The 18,213-nt window shown below is 71.6% G+C and carries 15 protein-coding genes and 1 tRNA gene; 8 read left to right on the top strand and 8 right to left on the bottom strand.

Annotation, left to right across the window (positions count from 1 at the left end):
- Positions 1-5: 5 nt before the first annotated feature.
- Positions 6-1,463, top strand: coding sequence for a pyruvate kinase (gene pyk / locus ACI6PP_RS02090; RefSeq protein WP_421108651.1), 1,458 nt, complete (start codon positions 6-8; stop codon positions 1,461-1,463).
- A 68-nt stretch (positions 1,464-1,531) separates the two neighbouring features.
- On the opposite strand, the gene ACI6PP_RS02085 is transcribed toward pyk, so the two are convergent.
- Positions 1,532-2,962, bottom strand: a complete 1,431-nt coding sequence (locus ACI6PP_RS02085; RefSeq protein WP_421108650.1) for a family 14 glycosylhydrolase — start codon at positions 2,960-2,962, stop codon at positions 1,532-1,534.
- A 92-nt stretch (positions 2,963-3,054) separates the two neighbouring features.
- Between ACI6PP_RS02085 and ACI6PP_RS02080 the strand changes: the two genes are divergently transcribed.
- Positions 3,055-3,291 carry a hypothetical protein gene (locus tag ACI6PP_RS02080; RefSeq protein WP_421108648.1) on the top strand — a complete coding sequence of 79 codons (237 nt, stop codon included), beginning with the start codon at positions 3,055-3,057 and terminating at the stop codon, positions 3,289-3,291.
- A gap of 6 nt (positions 3,292-3,297) precedes the next feature.
- On the opposite strand, the gene ACI6PP_RS02075 is transcribed toward ACI6PP_RS02080, so the two are convergent.
- Positions 3,298-3,380 (bottom strand) — tRNA-Leu (locus ACI6PP_RS02075).
- Between the two features lie 38 nt (positions 3,381-3,418).
- Between ACI6PP_RS02075 and ACI6PP_RS02070 the strand changes: the two genes are divergently transcribed.
- The gene (locus ACI6PP_RS02070; protein ID WP_421108647.1) at positions 3,419-4,069 is read left to right on the top strand and encodes an ANTAR domain-containing response regulator; all 651 of its coding nucleotides are present in this window, start codon (positions 3,419-3,421) and stop codon (positions 4,067-4,069) included.
- A gap of 187 nt (positions 4,070-4,256) precedes the next feature.
- Positions 4,257-5,582 carry an ABC transporter substrate-binding protein gene (locus tag ACI6PP_RS02065; protein WP_421108646.1) on the top strand — a complete coding sequence of 442 codons (1,326 nt, stop codon included), beginning with the start codon at positions 4,257-4,259 and terminating at the stop codon, positions 5,580-5,582.
- A gap of 865 nt (positions 5,583-6,447) precedes the next feature.
- Here the strand turns inward: ACI6PP_RS02065 and ACI6PP_RS02060 are convergent.
- The 4 genes from ACI6PP_RS02060 to ACI6PP_RS02045 are packed head-to-tail and all read right to left on the bottom strand — an operon-like array spanning position 6,448 to position 10,404.
- A complete protein-coding gene (locus ACI6PP_RS02060; protein WP_421108644.1) occupies positions 6,448-7,275 on the bottom strand; it encodes an ABC transporter ATP-binding protein in 828 nt (275 codons plus the stop codon).
- A complete protein-coding gene (locus ACI6PP_RS02055) occupies positions 7,272-8,135 on the bottom strand; it encodes an ABC transporter ATP-binding protein (RefSeq protein ID WP_421108642.1) in 864 nt (287 codons plus the stop codon). The genes ACI6PP_RS02060 and ACI6PP_RS02055 overlap by 4 nt, the downstream gene beginning before the upstream one ends.
- Positions 8,125-9,096, bottom strand: coding sequence for a branched-chain amino acid ABC transporter permease (locus ACI6PP_RS02050; RefSeq protein WP_421108640.1), 972 nt, complete (start codon positions 9,094-9,096; stop codon positions 8,125-8,127). The genes ACI6PP_RS02055 and ACI6PP_RS02050 overlap by 11 nt, the downstream gene beginning before the upstream one ends.
- Positions 9,097-9,111: 15 nt before the next feature.
- A complete protein-coding gene (locus ACI6PP_RS02045) occupies positions 9,112-10,404 on the bottom strand; it encodes a branched-chain amino acid ABC transporter permease (protein ID WP_421108638.1) in 1,293 nt (430 codons plus the stop codon).
- A gap of 341 nt (positions 10,405-10,745) precedes the next feature.
- Between ACI6PP_RS02045 and ACI6PP_RS02040 the strand changes: the two genes are divergently transcribed.
- A complete protein-coding gene (locus ACI6PP_RS02040) occupies positions 10,746-11,360 on the top strand; it encodes a GNAT family N-acetyltransferase (RefSeq protein ID WP_421108637.1) in 615 nt (204 codons plus the stop codon).
- A 53-nt stretch (positions 11,361-11,413) separates the two neighbouring features.
- Complete coding sequence (gene polA, locus ACI6PP_RS02035; RefSeq protein WP_421108635.1) at positions 11,414-14,101, top strand: DNA polymerase I; 2,688 nt, start codon at positions 11,414-11,416, stop codon at positions 14,099-14,101.
- A gap of 13 nt (positions 14,102-14,114) precedes the next feature.
- On the opposite strand, the gene ACI6PP_RS02030 is transcribed toward polA, so the two are convergent.
- A complete protein-coding gene (locus tag ACI6PP_RS02030) occupies positions 14,115-15,329 on the bottom strand; it encodes a lipopolysaccharide biosynthesis protein (protein ID WP_421108633.1) in 1,215 nt (404 codons plus the stop codon).
- A gap of 50 nt (positions 15,330-15,379) precedes the next feature.
- Between ACI6PP_RS02030 and ACI6PP_RS02025 the strand changes: the two genes are divergently transcribed.
- Entirely contained in the window at positions 15,380-17,095 is a 1,716-nt protein-coding gene (locus ACI6PP_RS02025) for an MmpA family trehalose lipid delivery protein (protein WP_421108631.1), read from the top strand.
- Here the strand turns inward: ACI6PP_RS02025 and ACI6PP_RS02020 are convergent.
- A complete protein-coding gene (locus ACI6PP_RS02020; protein ID WP_421108630.1) occupies positions 17,057-17,935 on the bottom strand; it encodes a decaprenyl-phosphate phosphoribosyltransferase in 879 nt (292 codons plus the stop codon). The genes ACI6PP_RS02025 and ACI6PP_RS02020 overlap by 39 nt on opposite strands.
- A 100-nt stretch (positions 17,936-18,035) precedes the next feature.
- On the opposite strand from ACI6PP_RS02020, the gene ACI6PP_RS02015 reads away from it, so the two are divergent.
- Entirely contained in the window at positions 18,036-18,182 is a 147-nt protein-coding gene (locus ACI6PP_RS02015; RefSeq protein ID WP_421108629.1) for a hypothetical protein, read from the top strand.
- The last annotated feature ends 31 nt before the right edge of the window (positions 18,183-18,213 follow it).

The following is an 18,213-nucleotide window of genomic DNA, read 5'->3' as shown; positions in this document are numbered from 1 at the left end:
GCTCCGTGCGTAGAGCCAAGATCGTTTGTACCCTCGGACCCGCCACCGACCCCGAAGGCAAGCTCCTCGAGCTCGCCGAGGCTGGTATGGACGTCGCCCGGCTGAACATGAGCCACGGCGACCACCCCGACCACGCCATGAGGTACGACCAGGTGAGGGCCGCCACCGACACGACCGGCAAGGCCATCGCGATCCTCGCGGACCTGCAGGGTCCCAAGATCCGTCTCGGCCGGTTCGCCGAGGGCCCCGTCGACCTCAAGGTCGGCGACACGTTCGTCATCACGATCGACGACGTGCTGGGTGACACCGAGCGCTGCTCGACCACGTACAAGGGCCTGCCCGGCGACGTCAACGTCGGCGACCAGATCCTCATCGACGACGGCCGCGTCGGCCTGCGGGCCACCGCGGTCAGCGACACCGACGTCACCTGCGTGTGCGAGGTCTCCGGCAGGCTCAGCAACAACAAGGGCATCAACCTGCCGGGCGTGGCCGTCAGCGTGCCCGCGATGTCCGAGAAGGACATCGACGACCTCCGCTGGGCCCTGCGCCAGGGCGTCGACTTCATCGCGCTGTCGTTCGTCCGCTCGGCCGCCGACGCCGCCGACGTGCACAAGATCATGGACGAGGAGGGCGTCACCCGCCCGATCATCGCCAAGATCGAGAAGCCGCAGGCCGTCGAGAACCTCGACGAGATCATGGACGCCTTCGACGGCGTCATGGTCGCGCGCGGCGACCTCGGCGTCGAGCTGCCGCTCGAGCAGGTCCCGATCGTGCAGAAGCGGATCGTCGAGAAGGCCCGTCGCAACGCCAAGCCGGTCATCGTCGCCACGCAGATGCTCGAGTCGATGATCACCTCGCCGCGCCCCACGCGCGCCGAGGCCTCCGACGTCGCCAACGCGATCCTCGACGGCGCCGACGCCGTCATGCTGTCGGGCGAGACCAGCGTGGGCGAGTACCCGGTCGAGACCGTCGAGACGATGGCGCGCATCATCTCCTCCACCGAGGACGAGGGCCTGCCGCTGATGGCGGCCTACACCTGGAAGCCCCGTACCCGCAGCGGCATCATCTGCCGGGCCGCGGCCGACGTCGCCGAGTCGATCGACGCCCGCTACATCGTCTGCTTCACCACCATCGGCGGGTCCGCGCGACGCATGACGCGCTACCGCTCGCCCGTCCAGGTGCTCGCGTTCACGCCGGTGCCCGTCGTCCGCTCGCAGCTCGCGCTGTCGTGGGGCGTCGAGACGTTCCTCGTCCCCGAGGTGGACCACACCGACGAGATGGTGCTCCAGGTCGACCGCGCGCTCTACGAGTCGGGCCGGCTGAAGGAGGGCGAGGAGGTCGTCATCGTCGCCGGGAGCCCCCCGGGCATCCCCGGCTCGACCAACGCGGTGCGCATCCACCGCATGGGCGACGCGATCAAGGGCGTCTCCCCGGCCTACCGCACCCCGATCGAGATGAGCTGACCCACCGCCTCCGCGGAGCTGTCGGTGCGTGGTGATGCCCAGGCATCACCACGCACCGACAACTGCGTTCAGGGGGTCTGGGCGGCGATGAGGGCTGCGTAGCGACGTGCGCCCACGCCGTCGGCGACGTCGCCGACGCGCAGGACGGTGAGGCCGTCGTAGCCGTGGTCGTCCACCGCGCTGGTGATGTTGTCCCAGCCCTCGTCGGAGTACACCCCGCCCGCGAGCGCGTTCTCGCCCTTGAGGTCGACCCGCTGACGGGTGGCCTCGTCGCCCACCCAGCCGACGAGCGTCTGGGCCAGCGAGTACTGCGGCGCGACGTCCTGGTCCATCATCTCCAGGCAGGTGAAGTGCATGACCGAGTGCCGCCCGGTCTCGCGCTGCACCTGCCGCGCCAGGGCGACGAAGCGCGCGTAGCCGTGACCGCGGCGCGGACCGATGCCGCTGATCAGTCCCGACGTCACCTCGGCGGCGCGCGGGAAGGCCGGGTTGGTCATCGTCCAGTGCACGCCGGGCACCTTGTAGCCGAGGTCGGCGCGGGGGAACGTCCGGCCGAGCGCCGTGGCCACGGTGGTGAGCATCCGCTCGCCGTGCTCGGCGAGCGAGCCGTTGTACCAGTCGACGAAGTCCCGTCCGTACCGCGTGCGGCTGTAGGTGCCGTCGGCGAAGAAGGACTCGGCGTCGGCCGGGGGAGCGATCTGGCGCACCGAGCGGTAGGCGGTGCCCCAGGCGCGGTTGACGCGGCGCAGGGAGCCGTAGCGGTCGATCGTGTCCGCGCGGAAGTCGGCCACCGCGAGCGGCGAGTAGGCCTGCAGCGCGCCACGTGTGGGGTAGCCGGTGCCGGTGTCGTGCGCGTTGTAGGACGGGTAGCGCAGCTCGCCCGACGGGCCGAGCGACACGTTCACCTCGACGACGTCGCGGCGCAGCGTCCGTCCGTACCGCTGCGCGAAGGCCTTGGTGAAGTCGCGGTACTCGCCGAGCACCAGCTCGTCGGCCCAGCCCTGCACCGTCTCGGCCGAGACGTTGCCCTGCTCGCTGCGGTGCTTGAGGCCGTCGGCGTCGAGCGTGACGCCGTCGAGGCGGCGTCCGTCGTACTTGGCCCAGAGCCACGACGGCAGCAGGCTGGTGTAGTCGTCGCCGACGTTGCCGCCGCACTGGTGGAACGACAGGATCGGCGCCAGGTCGAGACCCTCGTCGGTGACGACGTCGAAGACCCGGTCGTAGTAGCTCCAGTCGAAGCGGTTGTCGCCAGCCTTCTCGACGTCGCCCCACCAGACGTCGACGCTGACGGCCTGCACGCCGTAGGCCTTCACCCGGCGCAGGTCGGCGGTGAAGTCGGCCCAGTCGGTGACCTTGAGCGGCGCCATCACGTTGGCCGTGAACCCGGCGCGCGACGCGTGGTGGTCGTGGCCGCGTCCGGTCGCCTGCGCCGGGGCGTTCAGGCCGACGAGCGCGAGGACGGTGGAGAGCACGGCGAGGACGGCGGGGGAGCGGCGCATGGGCGCCAGTCTCACCGTGTGACGCACGTCTCCACAACCCGAGCGCCGTCGCGCCCCTAGGACCCGCTCGTCGGGGACAGCTCGACCTCGAGGTGCAGCGGGCCGACATCTGGCCGTGGGGCTCGCAGGAGCCGACGGTCGAGGGGCGCGGCGCCGACGTCAGCGCCGACCTGAACCTGGTGTGCGCCGAGGGCTGGGACCTGGTCACCGGGTCGGTGACGTTCGTGCCCACGGGCGAGCAGAGCCAGGACAACTTCTTCGCCGGGAGCAGCGTGTCGGTGAGCGGCCGGCTGGTGGGGCACTACCTGTTCCGGCGCCTCGCGACCTGACCTGCGTGCCGGGTGCGGGACTCGAACCCGCACGTCCTTGCGGACAGTGGTGTTTGAGACCACCGCGTCTGCCATTCCGCCAACCCGGCCCGTCGGTGCGAGCGACGGAGCGGGATAACCTTCTCACGTGCCTGCCGACCCACCCTCCACGCCCGTGCCGCGTCGCGTCGTCATCGCCGAGGACGAGGCGCTGATCCGGCTGGACCTCGCCGAGATGCTCACCGAGGAGGGCTACGAGGTCGTCGGCCAGGCCGCCGACGGCGAGCAGGCCGTCCGCCTGACGTTCGAGCACCGTCCCGACCTGGTCGTCATGGACGTCAAGATGCCCAAGCTCGACGGCATCTCCGCCGCCCAGCAGATCGCCGAGGAGCGCGTGGCGCCCGTCGTCATGCTCACCGCCTTCAGCCAGCGCGACCTGGTGGAGCGCGCCCGCGACGCCGGGGCGATGGCCTACCTGGTGAAGCCGTTCAGCAAGTCCGACCTGGTGCCGGCGATCGAGATGGCGGTGAGCCGGTTCGCCGAGGTCGCCCACCTGGAGTCCGAGGTCAAGGACCTCACCGAGCGCCTGGCCGCACGCAAGGCCGTCGAGCGGGCCAAGGGCGTCCTGCAGGAGTCGCTCGGCCTGACCGAGCCCGAGTCGTTCCGCTGGATCCAGCGCACCGCGATGGACCTGCGGATGTCGATGCGCGAGGTGGCCGACGGCGTCGTGGCGCAGGGTCCGGCCCTGGCCGACGGAGCGCGTCCGGACGCCGGCGACACGTCGTCGTCCACCTCCTGAGCGGCGCCTCGGAGGCCTGCGGGGACGGGCCGCGCGGGGGTGAGGTCACAACTTGGCAACATCGGGTTTCGATTCGCCGACTGACACGTCCACGTGACAAATCGCGGCTAGGTTCTAGCCCACGTGGCAGCGGGGACCCCGCCATCGCGTGACACGACCACCCCTCACCGATCATCCCGGAGGATCCATGACACGCCCCTCACGTGTGGCGCGCATCGCGGCTCTCGCGGCGGCCAGCGCCCTCGCGCTGGCTGCTTGCGGCGGCGGCGGAGACAGCAGCGACGAGTCGAGTGCCGGTTCGAGCGCCAGCTCGAGCTCCAGCAACAAGCAGATCTACTTCGTCGACGGCAACACGGCCGACTACGGCGAGGACTTCGACCCGGGCACGCTCAAGGGCGTCAAGGCCACCTACCCCGGCCCCAAGCTGTCGGACGACTTCCGCAAGCGTCTGCTGGGCGTCGACGGCAACCTGAAGGACTTCACCTACGGCCAGGAGTCGTACGACGCCGTGATCCTCTCGGCGCTCGCCGCCGAGGCCGCCGGCAACGACAACTCCAAGGCGATCGCCGAGCAGATGCAGGCCGTCTCCGCCGAGGGCACCAAGTGCACCTCGTTCAAGGAGTGCAAGGCGCTCCTGGACGACGACAAGGACATCGACTACGACGGCGTCTCCGGACCCGTCGACTTCAACTCCACCGGTTCGCCCTCGGCCGCCACCATCGGCATCTACGAGTACGGCGAGGACAACAACTACAAGCCGGTCAGCTACGAGGAGGGCCAGGTCACCGACTCCGGTGAGCCCGCCGCCAACCAGCAGATCTCCGGTGACATCCCCGACGGCGACGGCAACTTCGTCGTCGGCTCGCTGCTGCCGCAGACGGGCGACCTCGCCTTCCTCGGCCCCCCGGAGATCGCGGGCGTCAAGCTCGCCGTCCAGGAGCTCAACGAGGCCGGCGGCGTGCTGGGCAAGGACGTCACGGCGGTCTCGGCCGACTCCGGTGACGGCACCCCGAACATCGCCCCGCAGGAGGTCGACAAGCTGCTCGCGGCCAACGCCGACGTCATCGTCGGTGCGGCCTCCTCGTCGGTCTCGCTGAGCGTCATCGACAAGATCGTCAACGCCGGCGTCCTGCAGATCTCGCCGGCCAACACCTCCACGGCGTTCGACACCTACGCCGACAAGGGCCTGTACTTCCGTACCGCGCCCTCGGACGTGCTCCAGGGCAACGTCCTGGCCAACCTCGCCACCGACGACGGCAACACCGACATCGCGATCCTGGCCCGCCAGGACTCCTACGGTGAGGCCCTCGCCGACAACGTGGAGAAGTTCTTCACCGAGGCCGGCGGCACCATCACGGTCAAGAAGCTGTACGCGCCCGACGCGGCCAACTTCACCGCCGAGGTCAACGACGTCAAGGGCACCGATCCGGACGCCATCGTCCTGATCGCCTTCGACGAGACCAAGAAGATCATCCCCGAGATGATCAAGGCCGGCATCGGTCCGAACAGCTGACCTGAGCCACGCCTGACGTCAGGCCCCGGTCCATCCCTCGCGGGTGGGCCGGGGCCTTTCGCGTGCCCGCGACTCACGGGCCGGCGGTGGGTATGGCCCCAGGATCCGCCTCGTTCTGGGGCCATACCCACCGCCAGTCCTGCGGGGAGGTGCCTTACCCACCGCTGTCCCGCCGGGAGGTGCCGCACCCACCACGTCCGCCGCCCAGGTGGTGGGTGACGCACCGCGGGTGGTGGGTGGGCCACCGCCGGGCCGAGGACGAGCGCGCCGGGCAGCCCGTCACGTCCTCGCCGCGCCCTCCTGACCGGCCACACCCCGCACCCGGCCGGCGGTGCCTCACCCACGACGCGGGGTGCCGCACCCACCACCCAGGGGCCGGACGCGGTGGGTGGGCCACCGCCGGGCCGAGGACGAGAGAGCCGGGCAGCCCGCCGCGTCCTTGCCGCGCCCTCCTGGCCGGCCACACCCCGCACCCGGCCGGCGGTGCCTCACCCACGACGCGAGGTGCCGCACCCACCACCCAGGGGCCGAATGTGGTGGGTGGGCCACCGCGGCGGCGTCCACCGTGGTTGCTGATGCGCCGGCGGTGGGTATGGCCCCAGGATCCGCTCGATCTTGGGGCCATACCCACCGCCAGCCTCGCCGCGCAGCCCGACACGTCCTCGCCGCGCCCTCCTGACCGGCCACACCCCGCACCCGGCCGGCGGTGCCTCACCCACGACGCGGGGTGCCGCACCCACCACACAGCGGCCGGACGTGGTGGGTGGGGCACCGCCGGAGCGGCGCGGTGGTGGGTGGGGCACCGCCGGGACGCACGAACGGCCCGTCTCCCACGAGGGGAGACGGGCCGTGCGGGTGGTGCGGGTCAGGCCTTGGCGAGGGTGCCGAGGTAGAGCTCGATCACCTTGGGGTCGTTCATCAGCTCGCGCCCTGGGGCGGTGTAGGCGTTGCGGCCCTGGTCGAGCACGTAGCCGCGGTCGCAGATCTGCAGGCAGCGTCGGGCGTTCTGCTCGACCATGATGATCGAGACGCCGGCGCGGTTGATCGCCCGCGTCTGGACGAAGACCTCGTCCTGGAGCGCGGGGGACAGGCCGGCGGACGGCTCGTCGAGCAGCAGCACCGAGGGCTCCATCATGAGCGCGCGGCCCATCGCGACCATCTGGCGCTCGCCGCCGGACAGCTGTCCGGCGCGCTGGCCCTTGCGCTCGATCAGCGCCGGGAAGATGCTGCCGACGAAGTCGATCCGCTCGTCGAGCTTCTTGGGTGCCTGGTAGCAGCCCATCTGCAGGTTCTCGAAGATCGTCAGGCTCGGGAACACGTTGTTCGTCTGGGGGACGAACCCGATGCCCTTGGTGACGAGGCTGTCAGCCCGCTCGTTGGTGATCTTCTCACCGCGCAGCGTGACGCTGCCGGTGTGGATGTTCACCAGGCCGAACAGCGCCTTGAGCAGCGTCGACTTGCCGGCGCCGTTGGGGCCGATGATGCCGACGAGCTCGCCCTCGTGGCAGTACAGGTCGGTGCCGTTGAGGATGTTGACGCCCGGCAGGTAGCCGGCGATCAGGTCGTCGGCGCGCAGGATGGCGCCCTCGGCCCGTCGCAGGTGCTCCTCGCGCCCGGCGTCCTCCGGCGGCAGGCCGGGGATCTCGGTGACGGCGTCGGGGGAGTCGGGCCCGGGGACGAGCTCGCTGGTCATCGTGCCTCCGTCTCGGGCGCGGCGGCGTCGCGCTCCTGCGTGATGTCGGTGTCGTGGTGCTCGCCGAGGTAGGCGTCGATCACGCGCTGGTCGCCCATGACCTCGTCGGGGGTGCCCTGGGCGATGACCTTGCCCTGCGCCATGACGATGACGTGGTCGGAGATGTCGCGGACCATGTCCATGTCGTGCTCGACGAACAGCACGGTCATGCCGTCCTCGCGCAGGGACTTCACGTGGCCGAGCAGCGACTGCTTCAGGGCCGGGTTGACGCCGGCCATCGGCTCGTCGAGCATCACCAGCTCGGGCTCGACCATGAGCGCGCGCGCCATCTCGAGGAGCTTGCGCTGGCCGCCGGACAGCGAGCCCGCGAAGTCGGACTCCTTGGCGTCGAGCTTGAACCGGGCCAGCAGCTCACGGGCACGCTCGGTGTTGGCCTTCTCCTGGGCGCCCCACAGCCCGCTGAACAGCGCGCTGAAGAACTTCTCGCCCTTCTGGCCGGTGGCCGCAAGGCGCATGTTCTCTAGCACCGAGAGCTTGGAGAGCACCTTGGTGAGCTGGAACGTGCGGACCATGCCGAGACGGGCGACCTTGTGGGCCGGCGTGTTGGCGATGGAGCGTCCGTTGAACGTCCAGGTGCCCGTGTCGGCCTCGTCGAAGCCGGTGAGCAGGTTGAAGAACGTCGTCTTGCCGGCGCCGTTGGGCCCGATCAGGGCGGTGATCTTGCCCCGGGGGATCTCGACGTGGTCGACGTCGACGGCCGTCAGGCCGCCGAAGGTCCGGGTGACGTTGTCGGCCACCAGGATGGGGTCGTCGATCCCGGGCTTGGCGGGGTCCTTGGCGAGCACGGTGTCATCGGGCATCGAGCGCGATCTCCTTTCGGTCGCCGAAGACTCCCTGGGGACGGAAGATCATCAGCAGGATGAGGGCGATCCCCACGATCATGAACCTGACCGAGCCGATCTGCTGATCGGTGATCAGCCAGGTGGGCAGGACGGGGTTGTCGCCGGCGGTGAGGTCGCCGAGGATCCCGCTGATCAGGGACAGGAAGCCCCAGAACACGACGGCACCGAAGATCGGGCCGACGATGCGGGCGGCGCCGCCGAGGATCAGCATCGTGTAGACGATGAACGTCAGGTCCGAGCTGAAGTTGTCGGGCTGCACCGAGTTCTGGCCGAAGGCCAGGATGAAGCCGCCGAGGCAGCCGATCAGGCCACCGAGCACGAGCGCCTGCATCTTGTACGAGTACACGTTCTTGCCCAGGCTGCGGACGGCCTCCTCGTCCTCGCGGATGGCCTTCAGCACGCGTCCCCAGGGGGAGCGCATGAGCAGCCACAGCAGCAGGCTCGACAGCAGGACCAGGATCCAGCCGACGACCATGACCCAGAAGTCGCCGGCGCGGAAGCCCAGCACCGGCCCGTCGAACGGGTTGGCGGCCTGGAACGCGGCGGAGAACTGGGAGACGCCGTCGCGTCCGTTGAAGTAGTCCTTGAACGACGCCCCGAAGAAGAGCCGGATGACCTCGGCCGCCGCGATGGTCGCGATGGCGAGGTAGTCGGCTCTGAGTCGTAGCGTCGGGATGCCCAGGATCAGCGCCAGCAGGGCCGTGCAGGCCAGGCCGATGAAGATCGCGACGAAGAAGGGCAGGTCGAAGCTGGCGACGCTGACGGCGAACGCGTACGCGCCCACGGCCAGGAAGCCGGCCTGTCCGAAGTTGAGCAGTCCGGCGTAGCCGAACTGGACGTTGAGGCCGATCGCCGCGAGGCAGAAGTACACGGCCTGGATGCCGATGGCGGCGCGCAGTGCGCTCTCGATGGTGTCCATGGTGGTCCTCCCGGCTCAGCCGATGCGCTCTCTGCGTCCGAGCAGACCTTGCGGTCGCACGAGCAGGATGATGATGAGCAGGAACAGTGCGGCGGCGATCTTCAGCTCCGACGGGATGACGAGCGTCGAGAGCTCGATCAGCACGCCGACGATGAGGCTGCCGATGATGGCACCCCAGATCGAGCCGAGACCGCCGACGGTGATGGCGGCGAACATGACGAGCAGGATCTGCGCACCGAGGTCGAACTTCACCGACTGGGTGAAGCCGAGCAGCACGCCGCAGGTGCCGGCCAGGCCGGCGCCGACGGTCCACACGACCGTGATGACGCGGTCGACGTTGATGCCGGTGGACGCCGCGAGCGCCGGGTTGTCGGCGATCGCGCGGGTGGCGCGGCCGATCCGGGTGCGCTGGAGCGCGAACGTCACGCCGAGCAGCAGCACGATGGCGATGGCCAGGCAGACCAGGTCGCGGATCGTGTAGGTGATCGGACCGGCCGAGATGCCCTCGGGCGTGGAGTACTCGCGGTAGTTGCTGGTGCGTCCGCCGGTGAAGAACTGGAAGACGTTGCGCAGCAGGAACTGCAGGCCGATCGAGACGATCATCATCGCGATCAACCCCGTGCCCCGCCGTCGTAGGCGTCTCCAGAAGACGGTGTCCTGGAGCCAGCCGAACGCGCCCGACAGGATGATCGCCAGCAGGGCCGAGATCCAGATGGACAACCCCGCCGTCACGTTGAAGGTGTACGTCATGATCGCGCCGAAGGTGACCAGCTCGCCGTGGGCGAAGTTGGTGAGGCCGGTGGTGCCGAAGATCATCGACAGCCCCAGCGCGCCGAGCGCGAGGATGACGCCGAAGTACACGCCGTTGTAGATCACCTGCGGCAGCTCGCTCAGGCCGCTGGCGGCCTGGCTGTTGCCGGCGCCGAGCAGGAAGTTGACGCGCAGGCCCAGCGTGTTCGACATGGTCAGCGTGCGGGTGGCCGACTGGCCCTCGCGGAGCGCGACGCCGTCGGGGAGCGACCCCTCGTCGAGGGCGACCTCGACCTGCTGGCCCGCGACGAAGGGGATCTCGGCCTCGAAGCGACCCTGGGCGTCGCTGGTGGCCTCGACCTCGGCGCCACCGGTGGTGACGGTGACGGTGGCGCCCTCGACGGGCGTGGAGCCGCCGTCGGCCCGGTTCTGGAGGACGCCGCGGACCGTGGTGGTCTGGCCGTCCTCCGCGCCGACGGTGGAGGGTGCGCGGCCGTCGGCCGCGCTGGCGGGGTTGGAGAACCCGCCGAGAAGCACCGCTGTCATCAGCAGTGCCATGAGTGCCGCTATGCGCAGACGCACATCTGGCTCCTGTTCGGCGTCGTGGGCAGCACGCAGGGGATCGCCCTGGGGCTGTCATGGCTGTGCCGGAGCATAACCACATCCATGTGTCGGGTCTGTCACATGAAGGCTTCGGGCGACTTCGTGACCGGGTTGTTGCAATCGGGTGCCCGGGGTCCCGTCGACGGGTGCGGCGGCGGGAGTAGTCTCACCACCTCCCGGGCCCGCAAGGCGATGTCCGGGACCAGGGGCCGACCCCCTGGTGGCGCGTCCGGCCGGGTGTAGTGTGCGTGGCCGGGGGCAGTGCCGAACTCGTGTGACGACCGTGGAGGAGAGCCGTGTCCCGTCTGCCCGTCGTGGTCCGGCATGCCGAGCCCGAGGACGCCGCCGCACTCGTCGAGCTGTGGTCGTCGTGCGTCGACCTCGCCGGCACCGAGGCGGCCGACTCGGTCAACGCCCCGAGCCTGTGGCGCCAGCCGTCCACCGCCGAGGCCGCCACCGCGCTCGACGCCTACGTCTCCAGCCCCGACCGTCGCCTGATGGTGGCGCTGCTCGACGGCGAGATCGTGGGCGTCCTGGCCGTGCAGCTGCGCCCGCTCACGCCGATCCACACCACCCGCACGATGATCGTCAGCGACCTGCACATCTCGCCGGCGTGCCGACGCAAGTTCGTCGCGTCGACGCTGATGTCGTCGGCCGTGTCGTGGGCCGAGGAGTGCGACTGCGAGGTCGTGCTCACGTCCGCGCCGGTCAACTCCCGCGACGCCCACCGCTTCCTGACCCGCCTCGGCTTCGGCCAGGTCGCCACCGTGCGTGGGGCGCAGGTCAGCGTGCTCCGCTCGCGCTTCGCCGGCATCGCCACCAGCTCGCGCGACACCGGCCGTCTGATCGCCGTGCGCCGCACGCTCCGTCGCCGTCAGGACTCCGGACGCAAGCTCCGCCCGGGTCTGTGAACCCTCCCGCCCGCGGGTGGGGAACCGTCGGTGCCGGGCGATAAGGTCGCGAGGTGGCTGACACCAAGAGCGACGCGAAGCGACTGCTGCTGATCGACGGGCACTCCGTGGCCTACCGGGCCTTCTTCGCCCTCCCGGTCGAGAACTTCTCGACCACCACCGGCCAGCACACCAACGCCGTCTACGGCTTCACGTCGATGCTCATCAACGTGCTGCGCGACGAGCAGCCCACGCACCTCGCGGTCGCCTTCGACGTCTCCCGCCAGACGTTCCGCACCACCGAGTACGCCGAGTACAAGGGCAACCGGTCGTCCTCGCCCGCGGAGTTCAGCGGCCAGGTCTCCCTGGTCAAGGAGGTGCTCGACGCGATGAGCGTCCGCTACCTCGAGCTCGACGGGTACGAGGCCGACGACATCATCGGCACGCTGGCCACCCAGGCCCAGGAGCAGGGCTTCGAGGTGCTGATCTGCACCGGCGACCGCGACGCGCTGCAGCTGGTCAGCGACACCACCACCGTGCTCTACCCGGTCAAGGGCGTCTCTGAGCTCACCCGGATGACCCCGGCGGTCGTCGAGGCCAAGTACGGCGTCGTGCCCGCGCAGTACCCCGAGCTGGCGGCGCTCGTGGGCGAGACCAGCGACAACCTGCCCGGCGTCCCGGGCGTGGGCCCCAAGACCGCCGCCAAGTGGATCGCGCAGTTCGGCGACCTCGAGACGATCGTGCGCGACGTCGACCAGGTCAAGGGCAAGGCCGGCGAGTCCCTGCGCGAGCACCTGAGCGACGTCATCCGCAACCGCCGCATCAACGCGCTGGTCCGCGACCTCACCCTCGACGCCGGCCCGGCCGACCTCGGCATCCAGCCGTGGGACCGCGACGCCATCCACCGGGTGTTCGACGGCCTGGAGTTCCGCGTCCTGCGCGACCGCCTGTTCGAGACCCTCACCTCCGACGAGCCCGACGCCGAGGACGGCTTCGACGTCGACACCAGCGTCCTGGCCGCGGGCGAGGTGGCCGGCTGGCTCGAGGAGAACGCCGCGGCGGGCGTCCGCGTCGGCCTGCACGTGGCCGGCACCTGGGGCTCGGGCGCCGGCGACGTCCACGGCCTCGCGATCGCGGTGGCCGACGGCGTGGCGGCCTACGTCGACGCCTCCGACCTGTCGCCCGACGACGAGGCCGTCGTCGCCGCGTGGCTGGCCGACGACGACCGTCCCAAGGTCATGCACGACGCCAAGGGGCCGCTGCTCGCGCTGCGCTCGCGCGGCTGGACGCTCGGCGGGCTCCAGCGCGACACCGCGCTGTCGGCCTACCTCGCTCGCCCCGACCAGCGCTCCTACGACCTCGCCGACCTCACGCTGCGCTACCTGCACCGCGAGCTGCGCGACGAGGCCGACGACCCCGCGCAGCTCACCCTCGAGGTGGGCGGCGACGCCGACGAGTCGCAGGCCGCCATGCTGCGCGCCCGGGCCGTGGCCGACCTCGCGGTCGCGTTCGACGCCGAGCTCGAGGAGATCAACGGCACGACGCTGCTCACCGACGTCGAGATTCCGCTCGTCGGGGTGCTCGCCGACATGGAGCAGACGGGCATCGCCGTCGACGACGAGCGGCTGGCCGAGCTCGAGGCGGAGTTCTCCGAGAAGGTCGCCAAGGCGGCGGCCGACGCCTACGAGGTGATCGGCAAGGAGGTCAACCTCGGCTCGCCCAAGCAGCTGCAGGTGGTGCTGTTCGACGAGCTCGAGATGCCCAAGACCAAGCGCACCAAGACCGGCTACACCACCGACGCCGACGCGCTCTCCGGCCTGTTCGAGAAGACCCAGCACCCGTTCCTGGCGCACCTGCTCGACCACCGCGACGCGATCCGGCTGCGGCAGACCGTCGAGGGCCTGCGCAAGACGATCTCCGACGACGGCCGCATCCACACCACGTACAACCAGACGATCGCCGCGACCGGCCGGCTGAGCTCGACCGACCCCAACCTGCAGAACATCCCGATCCGCACCGAGTCGGGCCGCCGCATCCGCAGCGCGTTCTGCGTCGGCGCCGGCTACGAGACGCTGCTGACGGCCGACTACAGCCAGATCGAGATGCGGATCATGGCCGACCTGTCCAAGGACGAGGGCCTGATCACCGCGTTCCTGTCGGGCGAGGACTTCCACACCGTGATGGCGGCGCGGGTGTTCGGCGTCGACCCGGCCGACATCACCACCGCGATGCGCAGCAAGATCAAGGCGATGAACTACGGCCTGGCCTACGGCCTGTCGGCCTACGGGCTGTCGCAGCAGCTCGGCATCGACACCCGCGAGGCCCAGGGCCTGATGGACGAGTACTTCGAGCGCTTCGGCGGGGTCCGCGACTACCTGCGCGGCATCGTCGGCGAGGCGAGGTCCACCGGCTTCACCGAGACGATCATGGGCCGGCGCCGCTACCTGCCCGACCTCAACAGCGACAACCGCCAGCGCCGCGACATGGCCGAGCGGATGGCGCTCAACGCCCCGATCCAGGGCTCGGCCGCCGACATCATCAAGGTCGCCATGCTCAACGTCCAGCGCGCGCTGCGCGTCGCCGACGTCCGCTCGCGCCTGCTGCTCCAGGTGCACGACGAGCTCGTGCTCGAGGTGGCGCCGGGCGAGCGCGACACCGTCGAGGCGCTGGTGCGCACCGAGATGGCGCGGGCCGCGGAGCTGGCCGTCCCGCTCGACGTGTCGGTGGGCGTGGGCACCACCTGGCACGACGCCGGCCACTGACCGGCGCCGGGTGTCAGGCCGGCGGCGCCGGGCCGCTGCGGTGCGACACCGCGTACGCGCCGACGGCCGTCGCCACGGCGACCCCGGCCACCACGGTGGCGAGCCCGGCGACGTGGAGGTCCAGCGTCGCGGCCAGGACGACGACGGTCGCGCTGGCCACCCACAGCAGCGGGATGACGCCGTGCGACTGACGCGCGAGGGCGTCGAAGACGAGCAGGTGCACGATCGCGAGCACCGACCCCGAGAGCGCGAACAGCCACAGCAGGTCGGCGATCTCGCGGTACTGCCCGCCGCCCACGAGGACGAGGGCCACCTGGGGGAGCGCCGCGGTCGCGGCGACCGCCACCGCGCCCAGTCCGGCCACCAGGCCGACGGCGCGGAGCCGCGCGCGGTGACCGGTGGAGCGGGCGAGGTCGGGGAACAGCACCACCGAGACGAACTGCGGCAGGAACAGCGCGGCCTTGGCCAGGATCAGGCCGGAGGCGTAGAGGCCCGAGTCGTGGGGGCTGAGGACGCTGCGCGCGAGCAGGGCGTCCAGGTTGCTCAGCAGCACGTAGGCGAGCAGCGCGTGCGAGCCGCGCACGGCCTCCCGCACGAACGGGCGGGGCGGGGCCGGGGTGGTGCCGGCGTCGCGCCGCAGCAGGTGCAGGCCGGCGAGCACCGGTGCCCACGCGCCGACGGCGATGCCGAGCATCGCGGCCGTCACGGTGGGGCTCACCAGCACGGCGACCGACCCGCCGAGCAGGCGTCCGAGCCCGTTGACCACGTAGACGCTGCTCAGCGAGCCCCAGCGGCCCGAGCCCTGGGCCACGCCGGCCACGGCGCCCATGACGGTGAGCGGCACCAGGCTGGCGCCACAGAGCAGCACCGGCCACACCGAGTCCAGCCGCAGGGCGCGCTCGAGCACGGGCGACAGCGCCATCGCGAGCGCTCCGACGACGACCGCCACCACCACCGACACCCGGCCCGCGGTGGCCACGACGTCGGCCGCGGAGCCGGGCTCGACGGCGATGCGCCGCGCGGTGGTGGCCTGCACGGCGAGCGAGGCGACGTTGCCCACGAGCACCACGCCGAGGAGCGCCGCGACGGCACCGAGGTCGCGCGGCTCCAGCGCGCGGGCGGCCACCACGTTGAACAGGTAGACGGCGGCGTTCATCACCACCATCGCGATCGCCACGCGCGACCCGGTGCCGACGAGTCGGCGGGTCGGGCGCGCGTCGGTCGTCACGGGGCGATACAACCACGAGGTCCGGTCCGGCGACCCGAGGAGCCCGTGCGATGAGGTCGGTGCCGTCCTGGCTCGCGCGCGCCTGGCCCTGGGCGCTGTCGCTGCTGGTCACCGCGCCGCTGCTCGCGCCGGGCTACGTGCTCACCTACGACATGGTGTGGGTGCCGCACCTCGACCCCACGCGCAGCGACCTGTGGGGCCTGGGGTCCGCGCTGCCCCGCGCGGTGCCGTCCGACGCGGTGGTGGCGCTGCTGGGTGCGGTGCTGCCGGCGTCGCTCGTCCAGAAGCTCGTCCTGGTGCTCGCGCTGGGCCTGGCCGGGGAGGGCGCCCGACGCCTCCTGCGCGACGCGGGCAGCGCCGCCCAGGTGGGCGCGACGACCTTCTACGTCGTCAACCCGTTCGTCGCCGAGCGCCTGGTGCTCGGCCAGTGGCCGCTGCTCGTCGCCTACGCCGCGCTCCCGTGGCTGCTGCGCGCCGGGCTCGCGCTGCGGGCGGGGGCCCCGGGGGCGTGGGTGCCGCTGGGGATCGCCGTCCTCGCGACCGCGCTCAGCCCGGCCACCGGGCTCATGGGCGCGCTGGCCGTCGTCGTCACCCAGGTCGGGCGGGGGACGGCGGCGGCGCGTCGGTGGACGGTCGCCGTCGCGCTCGTGGTCGGGGCCAACGCGCCCTGGGTGCTGGCCGGGCTGGTGCACGTGGGCTCCGCGCGCAGCGACCCGGCGGCCGTCGACGCGTTCTCGCTGCAGCCCGAGGCGGGGGTCGGAAGGCTCGGCGCAGCCCTGAGCCTGGGCGGCGTGTGGAACACCGAGGTGGTGCCCGACTCGCGCACGCTGGCCGTCGCGCCCGTGCTCGTCGTGCTCGTCTGGGCGGTGGTGCTGGCCGGCGTCGGTCCGGCGCGGCGTGCGTCGGCGCCCCTGGTGCCGCTGGCCGTGCTCGGTGCCGCCGGGCTGATCGTCGCGCTCGCCGGGTGGCTGGTGCCCGACGCGGTCGCCGCCGTCGTCGACGCGGTGCCCGGCGGGGGACTGGTGCGCGACGGCACCCGCTACCTCGCCCTGCTCGCACCGCTGCAGGCGCTGCTCGTCGGGCACGCCCTCGGCGCGCTGGCCCGCCGGCTGCGTCGAGCGCCGCGCGCGTCCCGCTGGGTCGTGGTGACGGTGGTCGCGCTGCTCCCGCTGGTGGAGCTGCCCGACCTCGCGTGGGGCGTCGGCGGCCGGCTCTCGCCGGTCGCGTATCCGGCGTCGTGGACCCAGGCGCGTCAGGCCGTCTCCGACCTCGACGCCCCGGGCGACGTCCTCGTGCTCCCCTTCGGCTCGTACCGGGCGCCGTCGTGGAACCGTGGCCGGCCGGTGCTCGACCCCGCCGGACGGTTCTTCGACCGGTCCACGCTCGTCGACGACACCCTGCGCGTCTCGGGGCGGCCGATCGCGGGGGAGGACCCCCGTGCCGGACGGGTGGGTGAGGCGCTGGGGCGCCCGGGTCTCGCGCAGACGCTGGCCCGCGAGGGCGTCGGGGTGGTGGTCGTCGAGCGTGACGCGGGGCCCGTCGGTCTGCCCGCCGACGGGCTCGCGGCGCTCGACCCGGTGCTCACCGGCGGCGACGTCGACGTCTACGCGGTGCCCGGTGAGGTCGACGTGAGGCGACCGGCGTGGGGCGAGGTCGCGGCCGTGGCGGCCGGCTGGGCCCTGGCCCTGCTGACGCTCGCCGCGGTGGCTGTGGGACTGGTGCGGCGCTCAGCCTCTCGCCGCCACCCCCAGCACGAAGCACGCTAGCCACACGATGCCGATCACCTGGAGCACGTGGTCGCGCAGCACGACCTCCTCGGGCTCTCCTGCCACACCGCGGTCGACGTCGGCGGCGTAGCGCAGGATCGCGATGGTGAACGGGGCGATGGAGACCGCCTGCCACGGGACTCCCGTGGGTGGGGCGATCTCGAAGGCCCAGAGGCTGTAGGCCGTCACGGTGACGGCGGCGGCCAGGCTCCACACGAAGCGCAGGTACGACTCGGAGTACATCGTCAGGCTGGCGCGAGTGCCGGCGTCGGCGCCCAGCCGCACGAGCTCGGAGAAGCGCTTGCCGGCCACGACGAGGAGGGAGCCGAACGACGCCACCAGCAGGAACCACTGGGAGAGCTCCACCTGGGCGGCGACACCGCCGGCGACGGCACGGAGCAGGAACGCGAGCGAGACGACGGCGATGTCGAGCACGGGCTGCTGCTTGAGCCAGTACGAGTAGGCGACCTGCGAGACGAGGTAGACGGCCATGACGACCGCGAGGTCGGGAGCGACCGCGAGGCCGATGCCGAGCGACAGCAGAGCCGCGACCCCGGCGGCGACCACCGCCACGCCCACCGGGAGCCGGCCCGAGGCCACGGGCCGGTCGCGCTTGAGGGGGTGGCGCCGGTCGTGCTCGCGGTCGCAGACGTCGTTGAGGAGGTAGACCGCCGCGCTCGCCGCGACGAACGAGGCGAACGCCGCCAGGACCCGCACCCACACGGTGCTCTCCACCAGCACGCCCGCCGACAGGGGGGCGGCGGCGACCAGCACGTTCTTCGACCACTGCCGAGGGCGGGTGCCCTCCAGCAGTGCCTTCAGCGTGCGGCTCCCCACCATGGGCGGTCACGATATCCGGGCCGATCCCGGTTCGGTCGAGCCGCCCCAAACCGGCCTACGGGCTGGTAACATCTCGCCCAGGACTAGGGAGGACACCAACGTGGGAACTGTGCTCGGAACCGTCGTGGCGTTCGTCGCCGGAGCGGCACTCGCGACGGCCACCGTCGTGGGCGTCGTGCAGACGCAGGGGAGCAGCTCGAACCCGGAGCCCGTCAAGGCCTCGGTCGTGGACTACGGCAGCAACTGACGCTGCCGCACTGCACAGCTGAACAGCTTCA

Source organism: Solicola agrisoli, assembly GCF_049059935.1.
GTDB lineage: Bacteria > Actinomycetota > Actinomycetes > Propionibacteriales > Nocardioidaceae > JAURVT01.
Note: the sequence above shows the minus strand (reverse complement) of the source record. Positions and strands in the feature narration are given on the sequence as shown.